Source organism: Citrobacter sp. HN-141 (assembly GCF_033341895.1).
GTDB lineage: Bacteria > Pseudomonadota > Gammaproteobacteria > Enterobacterales > Enterobacteriaceae > Citrobacter.
Window position 1 is genome coordinate 42,489 of record NZ_JAWPBF010000012.1, and the last position, 16,317, is coordinate 58,805.

Consider the following 16,317-nt stretch of genomic DNA (forward strand, 5'->3'; position numbering starts at 1 on the left):
GTAAACGAAGTGCCACCGGGCATTACGAAGATTAAGCGATAGTACGTTTGATCTCGATGATCTCGAACACTTCGATCATATCGCCAACGCGAACGTCGTTGTAGTTCTTCACGCCGATACCACATTCCATACCGTTACGGACTTCGTTGACGTCATCTTTGAAGCGGCGCAGGGATTCCAGCTCGCCTTCATAGATAACCACGTTGTCGCGCAGTACGCGGATTGGGTTGTGACGCTTAATCGTGCCTTCGGTAACCATACAGCCTGCGATAGCGCCGAATTTCGGTGATTTGAACACATCACGAACTTCAGCCAGACCAATGATCTGCTGTTTCAGTTCCGGAGACAGCATACCGCTCATCGCTGCTTTCACTTCGTCGATCAGATGATAGATGACGGAGTAGTAACGCAGATCCAGGCTTTCGGATTCAATCACTTTACGTGCAGAGGCATCAGCACGGACGTTGAAGCCAACCAGAATCGCGTTGGATGCCGCAGCCAGGGTTGCGTCGGTTTCGGTGATACCACCTACGCCAGAACCGATGATCTTCACTTTGACTTCGTCGGTAGACAATTTCAGTAAAGAGTCGGAGATCGCTTCTACAGAACCCTGAACGTCAGCCTTCAGTACGATGTTCACTTCGTGAACTTCGCCTTCGGTCATGTTAGCGAACATGTTCTCGAGTTTAGATTTCTGCTGACGAGCCAGTTTAACTTCACGGAATTTGCCCTGACGATACAGCGCAACTTCACGGGCTTTCTTCTCGTCACGAACGACGGTCACTTCATCACCTGCAGCCGGAACACCGGACAGACCGAGGATTTCCACCGGAATGGACGGACCCGCTTCCAGTACTTCCTGACCCAGTTCGTTACGCATCGCACGAACGCGGCCGTATTCGAAACCACACAGAACGATATCGCCCTTGTTCAGGGTACCTTCGCGAACCAGGACGGTAGCAACCGGGCCACGACCTTTATCCAGGAAGGATTCGATAACCGCACCGCTCGCCATACCTTTACGCACAGCTTTCAGTTCCAGTACTTCGGCCTGCAGCAGGATAGCATCCAGCAGCTCGTCGATACCGGTACCGGCTTTTGCAGAAACGTGAACGAACTGGCTTTCGCCGCCCCACTCTTCCGGCATGATGCCGTACTGGGACAGTTCATTTTTAACGCGATCTGGGTCTGCTTCTGGTTTATCAATCTTGTTCACTGCAACCACTACTGGCACACCTGCCGCTTTCGCGTGCTGGATAGCTTCGATGGTCTGCGGCATCACGCCGTCGTCTGCTGCAACAACCAGAACAACGATATCCGTTGCCTGAGCACCACGAGCACGCATGGAGGTAAACGCGGCGTGACCCGGGGTGTCCAGGAAGGTGATCATACCGTTGTCAGTTTCAACATGGTACGCACCGATGTGCTGAGTAATGCCGCCCGCTTCGCCAGAGGCCACTTTCGTTGAACGAATGTAGTCCAGCAGAGACGTTTTACCGTGGTCAACGTGACCCATGATGGTCACTACCGGTGCGCGCGGTTCAGCCGCAGCGCCGGTGTCACGGTCGCTCATTACTGCTTCTTCCAGCTCGTTTTCACGACGCAGGATAACTTTGTGGCCCATCTCTTCGGCAACCAGCTGCGCGGTTTCCTGGTCGATGACCTGGTTGATAGTCGCCATGGCGCCCAGTTTCATCATCGCTTTGATGACCTGAGAGCCTTTGACCGCCATCTTGTTCGCCAGATCGCCAACGGTGATGGTTTCGCCGATCACAACGTCACGGTTAACAGCCTGAGCTGGCTTCTGGAAGCCCTGCTGCAGAGCGGAACCTTTACGCTGCTTACCGCCTTTACCGCCGCGAACCGCTGCACGTGCTTCTTCACGATCGGCTTTAGATTCAGCGTGTTTGTTGCCTTTCTTCGCCGGACGCGCTGCTTTGGTGCTGCGAGTACGACCACGACCGCCTTCAACTTCACGATCGTTCTCGTCTTCAGCCTGGCGAGCATGCTGAGAAGTGGTGACGTGATAATCGCTGGTGTCTTCAACTGGTTCAGCGTTATTCACACCATTTTTCTCGTTTTCTTCCGCCATACGGCGAGCTTCTTCCGCTACGCGGCGCGCTTCTTCTTCAAGCTTGCGACGTGCTTCTTCTTCCGCTTTACGCTTCAGTTCTGCGGCTTCATTTTCACGGCGGGCTTTTTCGGCCTGGGCGGTTTTAGTCATATCGTCGGTCTGTTGATTGCTCACTTTGTCTTTTTCCGCAGCTTCACGTTTCGCTTTATCAGCGGCTTCACGTTTAGCTTGTTCTGCGGCCTCACGTTCGGCTTTTTGTTGCGCCTCGCGTTTGGCAGCTTCTTCTGCCTCACGACGGGCTTGCTCTTCCGCTTCACGCTGCGCCTGCTCTTCCGCGGCAAGGCGTTCAGCCTCTTGCGGATCGCGTTTCACAAAGGTGCGTGTCTTGCGGACTTCGATTTGTACCGATTTGCTTTTTCCACCGGTACCTGGAATATTGAGAGTACTGCGCGTTTTACGCTGCAATGTCAACTTATCCGGCGCTGAGCCGTTCTCACGGTTCAGATGCGCCAGTAAGGTTTGTTTCTCTTGTGCGGACACAGAGTCGTCAGCAGACTTCGGGATGCCGGCATCAGCAAATTGCTGTACCAGGCGATCTACGGAAGTCTGTATCTCTGCAGCCAGCGTTTTTACGGTTACATCTGTCATACTGTTCCTTCCTGCTACAGTTTATTACGCTTCGTCGCCGAACCAGCAAATATTACGGGCAGCCATAATCAGCTCACCGGCTTTTTCGTCGGTCAACCCGTCGATATCAGCCAGATCATCAATGCCCTGTTCAGCGAGATCTTCCAGCGTACAAACACCACGGGCAGCCAGTTTGAAGGCCATCTCACGATCCAATCCTTCCAGATTCAGCAGATCGTCAGCCGGTTTGTTATCACCGAGGCTTTCTTCCTGGGCCAGTGCCAGAGTGGTCAGTGCGTTTTTAGCACGCTCGCGCAGCGCTTCAACGGTCTGTTCATCCAGGCCGTCAATTTCCAGCAGCTCTTTCATTGGCACGTAGGCCAGTTCTTCCAGCGTCGCAAAACCTTCTTCAACCAGAACTGTCGCGAAATCTTCATCGATATCGAGATATTTGGTGAAGGTATCAATGGCTGCATGTGCTTCAGCCTGATGCTTCGCCTGCAGGTCATCAACGGTCATTACGTTGAGTTCCCAACCGCTCAGTTGTGAAGCCAGGCGGACGTTCTGACCATTACGTCCAATCGCCTGAGCCAGGTTACCGGCTTCAACCGCGATATCCATGGTGTGTTTATCTTCATCCACCACGATAGACGCGACGTCTGCAGGCGCCATTGCGTTGATCACGAACTGTGCCGGGTTATCATCCCACAGGACGATATCGATACGTTCGCCGCCCAGTTCGGTAGAAACCGCCTGAACGCGTGCACCGCGCATACCTACGCAAGCACCCACCGGATCGATACGCTTATCGTTGGTTTTCACCGCGATTTTCGCACGAGAACCCGGATCGCGAGCCGCCGCTTTAATTTCAATCACTTCTTCGCCAATTTCTGGCACTTCAATGCGGAACAGTTCAATCAGCATTTCCGGTTTGGAACGGGTTACGAACAGTTGCGCACCGCGCGCTTCCGGGCGCACAGAATACAGAACACCACGAATACGGTCTCCAGGACGGAAGTTTTCACGCGGCAGCATGTCTTCACGCAGGATCACAGCTTCAGCATTGCTGCCCAGATCCAGGGAAATGTTATCACGGTTGACTTTCTTCACCACACCAGTGACGATTTCGCCTTCGTGTTCACGGAATTGATCGACAACCATCGCACGTTCAGCTTCACGTACTTTCTGTACGATAACCTGTTTCGCGGTCTGAGTCGTGATACGGTCAAAGGTGACAGATTCAATCTGATCTTCAACGTATTCACCCACGTTCAGACTTTCGTCTTCAAAGCGCGCTGCTTCCAGCGTAATTTCTTTAGTTGGCTGAGTGACTTCTTCTACGATAACCCAACGACGGAAGGTATCGAAATCACCGCTTTTACGATCGATCTCTACGCGGACATCGATCTCTTGCTCATATTTTTTCTTTGTTGCTGTAGCCAGCGCACTTTCCAGCGCTTCAAAAATTTTCTCGCGTGGCAGCGCTTTCTCGTTGGATACGGCTTCAACAACAGCCAAAATTTCTTTGTTCATCGCGGGCTTTTCACCTCAATCCAGACTGTTAAAAGTGGGGAACCAGGTTCGCCTTCTGGATATTACTCAGCGCGAACACTTCATCTTTACCTTCGACTGTGACCGTGATCATCTCACCGTCCACCGCTTTGATAACGCCCTGCCATTTACGACGGTTTTGTACCGCCATACGAAGAACCAGCGTGACTTCTTCACCCAGGAAACGCACGTAGTGTTCAGCCGTGAACAGAGGACGGTCGAGACCCGGAGAGGAGACTTCCAGGTTGTAGGCAACAGTGATTGGGTCTTCGACATCCATCACCGCACTTACCTGATGGCTCACATCAGCACAATCATCAACATTGATGCCATCTTCACTATCAATATAGATGCGCAGTGTGGATGTGCGACCACGAATAAATTCGATGCCGACCAGTTCGTAGCCCAGGGCTTCAACTGGCGCTGTAATCATCTCTGTTAATTTTTGCTCTAATGTGGACAAGGCCACCCCCAAGACATAAAAAAAGGGCCTAAAGCCCAGTTATTCTGTAGTCAGATAACAAAAAACCCCGATAAATCGGGGTTTTAGATAACTGAACCCTATAACCGCACCTGCGGTTCGGAGAACCTTCCGAAAGAATTTTTTTCAAATCCAGCTAAGAAGGCCTAAGTCTTCACAGTATATTTGAAAAAGAACTCTAAGGGAAAGTGGTTGCGGGGGCCGGATTTGAACCGACGACCTTCGGGTTATGAGCCCGACGAGCTACCAGGCTGCTCCACCCCGCGCCTGAAACGTGGCAAATTTTACTCGTTTTGGGTAAAAAATGCAAATACTGCTGGGATTTGGTACCGAGGACGGGACGTAAAATCTGCGCACAGTATATTGATTCACTATGCGTTATGTCAACCTTGTTACGACTATGCAAATCAATGAATGCTGCCCAGCGCTAGCCCAGTAAGATAAATATGCCGCCCACGCCGTTATTTAACGAAATTATCACTAAACTCTTCCTGTCATCCAGAAAAGATGATTAAATGAAAACTCATTTATTTTGCATAAAAATGCAATTAGCATAATAAGCCGACCTCTTCACCAGTCTATCAAGCAGGGTTTTATTTTATGACAACGATTCTCAAGCATCTCCCGGTAGGTCAACGTATTGGTATCGCTTTTTCCGGCGGCCTGGACACCAGTGCAGCACTGCTGTGGATGCGACAAAAAGAGGCTGTCCCATATGCATATACTGCGAATTTGGGCCAGCCGGATGAGGATGACTATGACGCCATTCCTCGCCGTGCAATGGAGTATGGTGCTGAGAATGCTCGCCTGGTTGATTGCCGCAAGCAGTTGGTTGCCGAAGGGATCGCTGCCATTCAGTGTGGTGCGTTCCATAACACCACTGGCGGACTGACCTATTTCAATACCACCCCACTGGGCCGTGCAGTGACAGGCACCATGTTGGTTGCCGCCATGAAAGAAGATGGCGTGAACATTTGGGGTGACGGTAGTACCTATAAAGGCAACGATATTGAACGTTTCTATCGTTATGGTCTGTTAACCAACGCCGAACTGCAGATTTATAAACCGTGGCTGGATACCGATTTTATCGACGAACTCGGTGGTCGCCATGAGATGTCAGAATTTATGATTGCCTGTGGTTTCGACTACAAGATGTCCGTTGAGAAAGCGTATTCCACCGACTCCAATATGCTCGGCGCGACTCACGAAGCAAAAGATCTGGAATACCTGAACTCCAGCGTCAAAATCGTCAACCCGATTATGGGCGTTAAGTTCTGGGATGAGAGCGTGAAGATCCCGGCGGAAGAAGTGACCGTACGCTTTGAACAAGGCCATCCGGTTGCGCTGAACGGTAAGACCTTCAGTGACGACGTTGAGATGATGCTGGAAGCCAACCGTATCGGCGGTCGTCATGGCCTGGGTATGAGCGACCAGATTGAAAACCGTATTATTGAAGCAAAAAGCCGCGGTATCTATGAAGCCCCGGGGATGGCGCTGCTGCACATCGCCTACGAGCGTCTGCTGACCGGGATTCATAACGAAGACACCATCGAGCAGTATCACGCGCACGGTCGCCAGCTCGGTCGTCTGTTGTATCAGGGGCGCTGGTTCGACTCACAGGCGCTGATGCTGCGTGATGGTCTGCAACGTTGGGTAGCCAGCCAGATAACCGGCGAAGTCACGCTGGAACTGCGTCGCGGTAACGACTATTCAATCCTTAACACCGTGTCTGACAACCTGACCTACAAGCCAGAACGTTTGACCATGGAGAAAGGTGATTCCGTATTCTCGCCAGACGATCGTATCGGTCAGCTGACCATGCGTAACCTGGATATTACCGATACTCGTGAGAAGCTGTTCGGCTATGCGCAGTCTGGCCTGTTGACCGCCTCTTCCGCAACCGGTCTGCCACAGGTTGAGAATCTGGAAAACAAGGCGAAGTAATCCCTTTACATAAATGACAAAAGCCGCTTGCGCGGCTTTTGTCATTTAAAATTTATGAACGCAGCAGCTATATGTAAATGCATAAAAGTAATCAACCTATTGATGATTTGTATTAATGCAGTTTTATACCTCAGCCTTTCGCTAAAGCGTATTAACATTGCTCAAAGTTAGTTAACCGATTGTTCACTCAACTGTAAAAATACACATCTCACTTACCACGTATTAACCGCTAATAAAACCGCCAGGATTAATAGTATCTCCCCATTCCCCTCTGCGCGCTAAGGAAGAACTTACTCATCAAGAGTGAAATAACGTAGCCAAACCGGTTAAATGCCGCAGTATTGACAACATCTCCGCCAAACGGCAAAATGCTCCAGCATTTATCATTTGCTTTAATAAGCAAAATCTTACCAGACAACAGGTATGCTTTGGTGATAAACCCGTATAATTTCATGTTTTGTAACCTGTTGAATGATATAAAAACTTGATATTTTGCCGTACTCAGGTAATGAAATGGTGACTCACAAAACATATCTGAAGGCATCATTCCTGAAGAACTCCCGAGTTGATTTTTGTTGTAGTACTATGCTGAAGCAACCCACAGCCTGGTTTTCCTGCGGTACTTCACCTAACTGACTGAAAATATAGCCATCCAGATCTACATGAAAAAATGTGTGTAATCAACACTTTGAATGGCAATAGTCACAACAGAAAAGATCCGCAAGAAAATGCTGATTTTCGACCATTACAGGTCTAAAATACTGAAGCTATCTGCATATTAAAAAAATAGCGGTTGTGAAGTTAAGTTTAAACATCACTTAACTTTTAGTTCAAAATCTTATAGCCTTCATCGCTTGTACAAGCATGGCTAGGGCGGTAGCGTTCCTAAAAAAAGCATGAAGGCAACAGAATGATGCCAGATACTGGTCATTCGGTGATGGCAGAACATACATCCTCAACTCGTTTTTAGCACATATATTGTAATTTAGACTAAGAAATAACCTCCTGATACTTCATTTGTAATTTAACAAAAATTCTTACTGCTACAATCTATACATCATACAAAGAGAATTTTTCAAATAGGAATTATCTCGTTTTAGCCCATATTAGATATACATTGAATTAAATACCTTTAACACCAGAGGTAATAAATTTGAATCTCAAAATAAACATTTATTTATGTTTGGCGATATTTATTGGTAAGATTTTTTTGGATGCTATTTTATTTAAAGGGTTTACGGTTGATAGCTGGACATATTACGACTTATCAAAACAAATATTTTCTGGATATGAGCCATCTTTCATCAGACAGTATCAATATAATTCGTTACATAGCCCTTCTTTTCCTTTTTTCTATCCTTTACTGATACACTTCATAGACACCATTTTAAATATCGGCATTTACTCTTCACTGGTATTAAATATTTTAATATTAATAGCCTGTTGTATTGTTTCAGGAGCAATACTAAAAAAATTAAATTTAAATCAAGAACGACTAATAATAATCTCATTTATATTATTATATCCACCTTTTTTTCAGGAGGTGGCTTATGGAAGATCAATACCGCTGGCGACGCTAGAAATATTATTAATTAGCTATATTTTCATCTCGCAGCAATATCTTAGCGCCAAGCAATTATTTACTATTGGCTTAATTTTTTCAGTATCCATACTGACACGTTTTGAATTTCTCATCTCATTTATAATTTTCACATTATGGGTGTTATTTAAAGAGGAAAAATTAATTGGGAAAATTTTATTCTTAGTCCCACCACTAATATCTATTGTAATATGGGTAACGTATTCTGAGCGATATTTTAATACGTTATGGATAACTGAAAGTTCTAAATTAGTGTTGATGCCCCCCCAGTTTGGGGCTCTAGATTATGTACCATCAATTGAAAATAATAGTTTTTTAAGCTTAATAACAAATATCATAATAAAAGAAATAAAAACATTTACTTCATTTATACTATGGGGGGGATTAACACCTACATTTATAATATTAGCACATCTAATTTATAAGTATATTTCCCATAAGAGAAATAGGCTTATCACGTTAAAGGGATATATAGGTACTAAACTAATTTTCCTGATCGTTACTATTAGTTCAGTAGTGCCTATTGTAGGACTCACAGGATATACTGATGGTAGATATTTCTTTAACCTATACTTATTAATAACGCTTTTCTTACTTTATACAACGCCTGCAATTTACAGTAAACATAAGATAACGACACTGTGTTTGATCTATACAATTATAATTAGTTCAGCCTGGACTATCGGGAGATCGGTAAAAAAAAGCATATCAATTGACAGCTCACAAGAATATATAACACTGATAGATAAAGATAACATACGGCAATGTGTTGAAAAGCATAATTTGGAGAGGATTTTGTTTATTACAGAAAATGGCTTTGAACAAGTATCTGTATCCGAAGACGCCATAACTGGTACAGCATTGTATTTTTTGTCTCCGACTAATATTGACAAAAATAATATCAATAGTTTTATTCACGACTATAATATTGATGCCATTTACAGTAAGAATTCAATATTAACAGACTTACCGACTATTCAATGCACTAGTAAATTGCATATTATCAAAAAATGAAATTTTTCATATCAATTTTTAGTGGCAGTTTGTTATCACAAGTGCTTGGAATAGGCATCATGCTGGCTCTTGTGAAATTTTATTCAGTAGAAGCCTTCGGCCTTTATGCAACAATTATGGCATGGTCAGGCCTGATATCCTACGTCGGTGCATTACGACTGAATCTTTTGCTAATCACCAGCGATATTTATGAAAAGCGGTTGCTCTTTCGTGCTTGCCAGATACTATCGTTGAGTACAACGATAGTATCATCGCTATTAGTGGTTATCAGTATTCTATTTTTCAACTTATCAATTATTTATATTTCTATACCAATCCTTATTTTTTGCTTCAACTCATTTGAGATTCTCTATGATTACCACACATCAACCGGTAACCATCGAAAACTAAATATAATGCAACTAAATAGAGTTATATTAGTTGGTTTATCACAATTAGCACTAATGAAGTTTCAGTATGGGCTTATTATCGGGACAATCATTGGCTCAACGATTGTATTGATTATTAGTAGAATCAAGTTTGATAATAACAAAGAGAAATGGTTAGGCGCGTCAATAAGTATTGTCAGGAAAAATACTAAATATATGACTATCCATACAACATCATCGATGATTCCATCTATAGGAACTCATTTACCAATAATATTTATTTCCAGTTTCTTTGGCTATCATTCCTCAGCACTGTATGCAATCGCAGAAAAAATAACCACGGTCTTTGTCACGCTAATGAACTCAGCAATGAGTCGCGCAGTGCTTTATAGCCTCTCAAATAAAGAAAAAAGAGTATTATTTAAATATGGTATTATCGGCATCACATTAGGCGTTATATATATAATATCATCGTATTTTATATTACCTGCAGTTGTTTATCTAATTGGCAATAAATGGAGTGGTAGTATTATATACTTGCAGAGTTTATCCTTCTGGCTTGCGGCAATATTAATTCTATCCCCCAGTTATAATCGCGCTATTTTTTTTACTGCTACAAAGGAAATTTTCTTTATCGATTTATTGAGATATGGATTGAAACCTATTTTCTATATAACACTCTCAGTAATAGGTATAAAGCTACATAACATTGTAGCTTTGACATCTATCAGCATGTACATACTGGCAATAATAGTCTTTATATTTTTATCTTTAAGGTGGAAGGATGTCTCGAATAGCTTTTATCAAAAATAGTTTAGAGTATCTACCTGAGATCGAAATTTACAAAGATTATTTCTCCAACCTTGGGTTACAAGTATCTATCGTAGAACATCCCGAAGATATATTAAATGCAGATATATATTGGTTTTTTATGGGAGTGGAACATAAAAAGAAAGTATCAGGACTGCATATTCATGAATATGCTTCACTTTCCACTCCGCCCTACGGAATTGTAAAAGACAAAATAAAACGATTAATAAACATCGTTCCAGATGGAAGAGTGTTTTTAAATGAAACAATAAAACAAAAGGCATTCTTTAACGACCATGTCCCATTTATATATAGAGATATGGGGGTTAGCGAACACTTCTTTAGGAAAAATAATAATATAACAAAAGAATATGATTTCGTGTACATTGGGAGTCTCTCAGCAAAAAGAAACATAAGAAAACTACTACAGTGTTTTAGTGAAAAATATTTTCACTACACATTACTTGTGATTGGTGAATGCCCTAATGACTTATATAATGATTTTAAATCCTTTCCTAATATAATATTTTCTGGTCGGCTAAATTACAAGGATATACCAGCATTAGCCTGTAAAGCAATGTGTGGGATAAATTACACCCCTAATATTTACCCTTATAAATATCAGACATCAACAAAGGTACTAGAGTATTTAGCGATGGGACTAAACGTATGCTCAACTCGAATTGAATGGGTTGAGTCTTTTGCTAAAAATAAAAAAATTGATAACATCCAATTTTTCAATGAAAGCCTAATTGATTTTAGACCTGAGGACTATTTATCAAATGGCGAGTATTGGGCGCACATTAAAGAATATAACTGGGATAAAATAATGGATAAGGCCAATCTACTTAACTTTATCCATTCAATAATAAAAAATAGGAGAATTGATGAACATAGCAAATGATTCTATCATTATTGGCGGAGGCTTTTTTGGTGTTTATATCGCTAACTATTTAGCTTCCCAAGGACATAAGGTCACTCTGTTTGAAAAAGAATCGTCTTTAATGGAGCGCGCCTCGTATGTAAACCAGGCTCGCGTACACAATGGTTATCATTATCCACGCAGCCATCTCACAGCATTAAGATCCAGGGCATCATTCCCAATTTTCTGTAATGATTTTAAAGAATGTATTGATGACGAATTCTCAAAATTTTATATGGTCGGGCGCATTCTTGGAAAAGTAACAGCACGCCAGTTTCAGTTATTTTGCCAAAGGATAGGAGCGCCTTGTGATATCGCCCCACATTGGATCAGAGATCTAACGAATAAAAACTTAATTGAAGAGGTTTTTACCACTAAAGAGTATGCCTTTGACTCCCGAAAACTACGTTCTATTATGCTGTCCCGTCTGGCAGATAGCGGCGTAACTATTAAATATGAAACGGTTGTTACAGGTATACAGGAAGATAGCTCAGGCCTGACGGTCAAAACTCAAAATGTCAATGATCCTGATGGCGCATCAATCGAATATTACAAAACAAAACAAGTTTTTAACTGTACTTATTCGATGACGAATTTCGTCTTGCATGAATCAAAAATAGATTTAATTCCTCTCAAGCAGGAATTGACAGAAATGTGTATCGTAAAAGTTCCTGATATTTTTGAGAAAACGGGGATTACAGTGATGTGCGGACCATTCTTTTCTGTCATGCCTTTCCCTTCCAAAGGTCTGCACTCATTTAGTCATGTACGCTATACTCCCCATCATGAATGGAATGAAAGCAACGAAAGTTATTTCCCGTCACATCAATATTTTAATGAAGTACAGAAGAATACTCTTTGGCGCAAAACTATATCCGATGCTAGTCGGTATATACCTGTTTTGTCTGAATGCGAATACAAAGAATCGATTTGGGAAGTTAAAACACTTCTGCCAAGAAGTGAAACCGATGATTCCCGCCCTATTCTTTTCAAAGCCAATCACGGTATGAAAGGCTTGCATTGCATTATGGGTGGGAAAATTGACAATGTTTATGATGTTATCACAGTAATTAATGAGTTAGGATTGAACAAATGAATTTAACTAGTGCTACAAAGAAGGATATTTTTGTATCAGTTGTACTATCCTGCAAAGATCAAGCAGAAGATCTAAAAAATAAAATTAGACCTATTAACGATCTTTTGTCAAAAAACTATGTCGATTTTGAAATCGTAATTATTGACAACCATTCTTTTGATGACACTGAAACCTACATCACTTCTCTTCTCACTGAATTAGAGTCTATACGATATATTAGACTTTCATCAGAAGTATCTGCAGATGTATCTCTATCAGCCGGATTAGAAAATGCAATAGGTGATTTTGTCGTATTATTTGATATTAGTACGGACCCAGTTTATGTCATTGCAAATGTGGTCGAAAAATCCCTTGCGGGCAGTGATGTAGTTATTGGTGTTGCTAAACAGAACTCATCTCTTGCGTACGCAATAGTTCGACCTATTATGAATCATTTCTTAAGTCGGATTGGTTATAAGTTGCCAAGAAATGCCACAAACCTCCGTTGTTTAAGTAGAAGAGCTGTCAATGCAGTAACGGCAAACGGTCGCTTCCATCACAAAATGATGATGAGAATTTCTAATACAGGATTCACATCTACTACGGAGACCTACGAACTTGCCCAGGTTAATGAGAAAAAAATTCTTCTTTCAGGAATTCGTGACACGATTAAAATAATGATATTTAACTCAACGAAACCACTGCGCTGGATGAGTTTATTGGGAGTATTCGGTAGTTTTTTAGCATTTATTTTCAGCCTATACAGCCTAATTGTTAGAATAATTAATAATCATGTCATTGAGGGATGGACAACACAAATTATATTTATGTCAATCTTATTTATGCTTATCTTTACTATGCTGGCGTTCTTTGGGGAATATTTAGGTCGATTGCTTGATGACCGTTCCGAACATACTGATTACAATATAGTATATGAGAAAAACAGTTCAGTAATGATTGACTCACACCGCGTAAACGTATTAACAGAGTCAACTTCTGATGTAATCAATCTGGTTCAAACAGGGCGTAACAAGTAATGGAAAAAAATTATACCTGGGAAGTACCTGCATATACTGAGACAAGAGTAAGACCTAAACAGAATGACTATTGCACATTAATTTTCGTGATTAATGAAGGTGATAAACTAATAAAGCAACTGGCACGTATGGATGCTGCAAGAAGTTGTACAGATATAATAATTGCCGATGGTGGCAGCACTGATGGGTCAACCTCTACTGAAAACTTGGAAAAGTATGGTGTGACAAGCCTTTTGGTTAAAACCGGTGCAGGAAAGCTTGGCAGCCAAATGCGTATGGGTTTCGCATGGGCACTTCTGGAAGGTTATAAAGGCGTTATTGTTGTCGATGGCAATAACAAAGATAGCGTTGATGATATTCCAAACTTCGTTCGCCAATTAGAAAATGGGATGGATCATATCCAAGGATCTCGTTTTATTCCCGGTGGCAAACATGTAAATACTCCTATGTCACGACTCATCGGATTAAAGGTAATTCATGTTCCCCTAATGAGATTCTTCTCCGGTTTCAAATATACTGATACCACAAATGGCTTTCGCGCTTACAGCGCCAAATTCTTATCAGATGAGAAAGTAGCTGTATTCCGTAATATTTTTACTGGCTACGAACTTCATTATTACCTTGCGATACAAGCGGCTAAGTTAGGATTTAAATGCATTGAAATACCTGTAATGAGAACTTATCCTAAACATGGCAAGACACCGACAAAAATTAGTCCTATCAGAGGTAACCTACAGGTTATTGCCAGGTTACTACAAGTTTGCTTAGGAAAGTATGACAAAAAGTAGGTAAAGTTACCTGCTATTTTCTTTTCAAGAAGCTAGATAGAGACTATCTAGCTTGATTTTTATATAATTATGGGTTATCACAATGAATGCTCTAATTGGTTATACTGGCTTTGTTGGCGGAAATTTGCTTAAGCAATACGATTTCGACGATTTATATAATTCAAAGAATATAAATGACATTCGAGGCAAGCATTATAATAGATTGTTTATCTGCGGAGTTCCGGCTGTAAAATGGTGGGCAAATCAGCATCCTGTTGAAGACTGGGAAAATATTAGCGGCCTCATTGACATTCTAAAAACCGTAACTGCCGAAGAAGTTGTTTTAATTTCTACGGTTGATGTATACCCTAATCCAATCGATTTTGATGAAGATAGTCAGTTATCCCGAGACACTGGACAGCCCTATGGATTACATCGTTTAAAATTCGAAGATTTTGTTACTCAGCATTTTACCAATGCTTATACTCTCCGTCTTCCAGGCCTCTTCGGCGAGGGTTTAAAAAAGAATATTATTTACGATTTCTTGAATAATAATCAGATTGAAAAAATTGATACTCGCAGCTCATTCCAATTCTACTGCCTCAATTTTCTTAAAACTGATATTGATAGAATGATTGAGAATAACATTCGCCTTCTCAACACATCTGTAGAGCCAATCCCAACGGCCGACATTGCAAAAATGATACTTGGTTATCCATATAAAAATATAACGAGTTCACATCCATCTCGCTATGACATCAAATCAAAGTATTCAACGCTTTGGGGGCGAGAAAATGGTTACCTTTATAATAGGCAAGACTGCCTTGTTGAGTTAGAAAAATTCATTGAGGAATACCGTCGTGAAAAATAAAGGTCTATCCATTTCAAACATTGCATGGAATAGCGATGAAAACGATGCTGTGCTCGGCATCCTTAAAAAACATAGTATTGGTGCTATCGAAGTCGCGCCAGCAAAAGTTGTTAGCAATGTTCAGAATTTCTCTGATGATGAAGTTCTTTTATATAAAGAAAAAATGAATGATGCCGGAATCGTTATCAGCTCGATGCAGGCATTATTGTTCGGAGGTCCCTCCGGAAATATTTTTGGCAATCAAATTGAAAGTAATGCAATCCAGAATCATTTAAGCAAAATTATCCACATGGCAGGCCTTCTTGGTGCTGAAAAATTAGTTTTTGGTTCGCCTAAAAATAGATTAAGAAATGATATTTCATTTGCTAATGCAATAGAGATTGCAGCGAAGTTCTTTCAACCTTTGGCAATTAAAGCAAAGGATGTTGGTACCATGATTTGTATCGAGCCGAATCCAGAATACTATGGATGTGACTTTATTACAGACTCAAAAGAAGCTGTTGAGCTTGCATGTACAATTGATCATCCAGGATTTGGTGTTCATTTAGATCTTGCAGGGCTAAGGTTATCTAAGGAAGACGTCTATAATAGAATTGCAATATTAAATGAAAAAATCGCACACTTTCATATAAGTGAGAAAGATTTAGCACCAATTGGTTTAGATATTGAAGCCCACAACCTGGCATGTAAAGGTTTGGAACACATAGCATACCATGGTTGGTTATCAATAGAGATGAAAAGATCAGAAATGCCATTGGTAGATATTGATGCAAGTATCTCGTTGGTAAAAGAAATTTACGGGCCAATATTATGCTAATCTTTGTTATTATTTTCAGCGTATTCTTCTCTTCATCATCTCAGCTTTTGTTAAAGAAAGGAGCCGCGCAAATATCTATTCCTTCTCAAATTGATTTAATAAATCTGACCAAACTTTTTAGTGAGCTGGTTTTTAATTTTTATCTTGTTTCTGGTATCTTATTTCAAGTTGTTGCATTGTTAAGCTGGGTTTATGTATTAAAAAAGGTTGATGTGAGCTTCGCCTACCCTTTCATTTCATTAGGTTTTGTTTTTGTCATGCTTATGGGTTATCTGATATTTAATGAATCCTTAACACCGATGAAAGTAATTGGAACATTGGTCATTATACTTGGCGTAGTTATTATGGGGAAAGCATAA

Annotated in this window: 13 protein-coding genes and 1 tRNA gene; 10 read left to right on the forward strand and 4 right to left on the reverse strand. The window is 41.6% G+C overall.

Annotated elements, in window-relative coordinates:
* Positions 1-31 precede the first annotated feature (31 nt).
* The 4 genes from infB to RYZ59_RS15565 form a co-directional block, all read right to left on the reverse strand.
* Positions 32-2,722 (reverse strand): translation initiation factor IF-2, encoded by a 2,691-nt coding sequence (gene infB / locus RYZ59_RS15550; protein ID WP_003828710.1) that lies wholly within the window; start codon positions 2,720-2,722, stop codon positions 32-34.
* A gap of 24 nt (positions 2,723-2,746) precedes the next feature.
* Complete coding sequence (nusA, locus tag RYZ59_RS15555; RefSeq protein ID WP_318049316.1) at positions 2,747-4,234, reverse strand: transcription termination factor NusA; 1,488 nt, start codon at positions 4,232-4,234, stop codon at positions 2,747-2,749.
* A gap of 28 nt (positions 4,235-4,262) precedes the next feature.
* The gene (rimP, locus tag RYZ59_RS15560; RefSeq protein ID WP_003024996.1) at positions 4,263-4,715 is read right to left on the reverse strand and encodes a ribosome maturation factor RimP; all 453 of its coding nucleotides are present in this window, start codon (positions 4,713-4,715) and stop codon (positions 4,263-4,265) included.
* A gap of 207 nt (positions 4,716-4,922) precedes the next feature.
* Positions 4,923-4,999, reverse strand: a tRNA-Met gene (locus RYZ59_RS15565).
* Between the two features lie 334 nt (positions 5,000-5,333).
* Between RYZ59_RS15565 and argG the strand changes: the two genes are divergently transcribed.
* The 10 genes from argG (at position 5,334) to RYZ59_RS15615 (ending at position 16,317) form a co-directional block, all read left to right on the forward strand.
* Positions 5,334-6,677 (forward strand): argininosuccinate synthase, encoded by a 1,344-nt coding sequence (argG, locus tag RYZ59_RS15570; protein WP_318049314.1) that lies wholly within the window; start codon positions 5,334-5,336, stop codon positions 6,675-6,677.
* Between the two features lie 1,153 nt (positions 6,678-7,830).
* Positions 7,831-9,291 carry a hypothetical protein gene (locus RYZ59_RS15575; protein ID WP_318049311.1) on the forward strand — a complete coding sequence of 487 codons (1,461 nt, stop codon included), beginning with the start codon at positions 7,831-7,833 and terminating at the stop codon, positions 9,289-9,291.
* Positions 9,288-10,472: a polysaccharide biosynthesis protein gene (locus tag RYZ59_RS15580; protein ID WP_318049310.1), complete on the forward strand. Its 1,185-nt coding sequence runs from the start codon at positions 9,288-9,290 to the stop codon at positions 10,470-10,472. Before RYZ59_RS15575 ends, RYZ59_RS15580 begins: the two co-directional genes overlap by 4 nt.
* Positions 10,444-11,373: a glycosyltransferase gene (locus tag RYZ59_RS15585; protein WP_318049308.1), complete on the forward strand. Its 930-nt coding sequence runs from the start codon at positions 10,444-10,446 to the stop codon at positions 11,371-11,373. Before RYZ59_RS15580 ends, RYZ59_RS15585 begins: the two co-directional genes overlap by 29 nt.
* Entirely contained in the window at positions 11,357-12,487 is a 1,131-nt protein-coding gene (locus RYZ59_RS15590; protein WP_318049307.1) for an FAD-dependent oxidoreductase, read from the forward strand. The genes RYZ59_RS15585 and RYZ59_RS15590 overlap by 17 nt, the downstream gene beginning before the upstream one ends.
* Positions 12,484-13,503, forward strand: a complete 1,020-nt coding sequence (locus RYZ59_RS15595; RefSeq protein ID WP_318049306.1) for a glycosyltransferase — start codon at positions 12,484-12,486, stop codon at positions 13,501-13,503. The genes RYZ59_RS15590 and RYZ59_RS15595 overlap by 4 nt, the downstream gene beginning before the upstream one ends.
* On the forward strand, positions 13,503-14,291 hold the full coding sequence (locus RYZ59_RS15600; RefSeq protein WP_202037643.1) for a glycosyltransferase family 2 protein: 789 nt from the start codon (positions 13,503-13,505) through the stop codon (positions 14,289-14,291). The genes RYZ59_RS15595 and RYZ59_RS15600 overlap by 1 nt, the downstream gene beginning before the upstream one ends.
* 82 nt (positions 14,292-14,373) lie before the next feature.
* Positions 14,374-15,141 (forward strand): NAD-dependent epimerase/dehydratase family protein, encoded by a 768-nt coding sequence (locus RYZ59_RS15605; RefSeq protein ID WP_318049305.1) that lies wholly within the window; start codon positions 14,374-14,376, stop codon positions 15,139-15,141.
* The gene (locus tag RYZ59_RS15610; protein ID WP_318049304.1) at positions 15,131-15,958 is read left to right on the forward strand and encodes a sugar phosphate isomerase/epimerase family protein; all 828 of its coding nucleotides are present in this window, start codon (positions 15,131-15,133) and stop codon (positions 15,956-15,958) included. The genes RYZ59_RS15605 and RYZ59_RS15610 overlap by 11 nt, the downstream gene beginning before the upstream one ends.
* Positions 15,952-16,317, forward strand: a complete 366-nt coding sequence (locus tag RYZ59_RS15615) for an EamA family transporter (RefSeq protein ID WP_318049303.1) — start codon at positions 15,952-15,954, stop codon at positions 16,315-16,317. The genes RYZ59_RS15610 and RYZ59_RS15615 overlap by 7 nt, the downstream gene beginning before the upstream one ends.

Excerpts from the sequence above, each read along its gene's own strand:
- RYZ59_RS15615 (WP_318049303.1), top strand. The coding sequence starts at position 15,952 with ATGCTAATCTTTGTTATTATTTTCAGCGTATTCTTCTCTTCATCATCT.
- RYZ59_RS15600 (WP_202037643.1), top strand. The coding sequence starts at position 13,503 with ATGGAAAAAAATTATACCTGGGAAGTACCTGCATATACTGAGACAAGA.
- argG (WP_318049314.1), top strand. The coding sequence starts at position 5,334 with ATGACAACGATTCTCAAGCATCTCCCGGTAGGTCAACGTATTGGTATC.
- RYZ59_RS15605 (WP_318049305.1), top strand. The coding sequence starts at position 14,374 with ATGAATGCTCTAATTGGTTATACTGGCTTTGTTGGCGGAAATTTGCTT.
- RYZ59_RS15595 (WP_318049306.1), top strand. The coding sequence starts at position 12,484 with ATGAATTTAACTAGTGCTACAAAGAAGGATATTTTTGTATCAGTTGTA.
- nusA (WP_318049316.1), bottom strand. The coding sequence starts at position 4,234 with ATGAACAAAGAAATTTTGGCTGTTGTTGAAGCCGTATCCAACGAGAAA.
- RYZ59_RS15585 (WP_318049308.1), top strand. The coding sequence starts at position 10,444 with ATGTCTCGAATAGCTTTTATCAAAAATAGTTTAGAGTATCTACCTGAG.
- RYZ59_RS15580 (WP_318049310.1), top strand. The coding sequence starts at position 9,288 with ATGAAATTTTTCATATCAATTTTTAGTGGCAGTTTGTTATCACAAGTG.
- RYZ59_RS15590 (WP_318049307.1), top strand. The coding sequence starts at position 11,357 with ATGAACATAGCAAATGATTCTATCATTATTGGCGGAGGCTTTTTTGGT.
- infB (WP_003828710.1), bottom strand. The coding sequence starts at position 2,722 with ATGACAGATGTAACCGTAAAAACGCTGGCTGCAGAGATACAGACTTCC.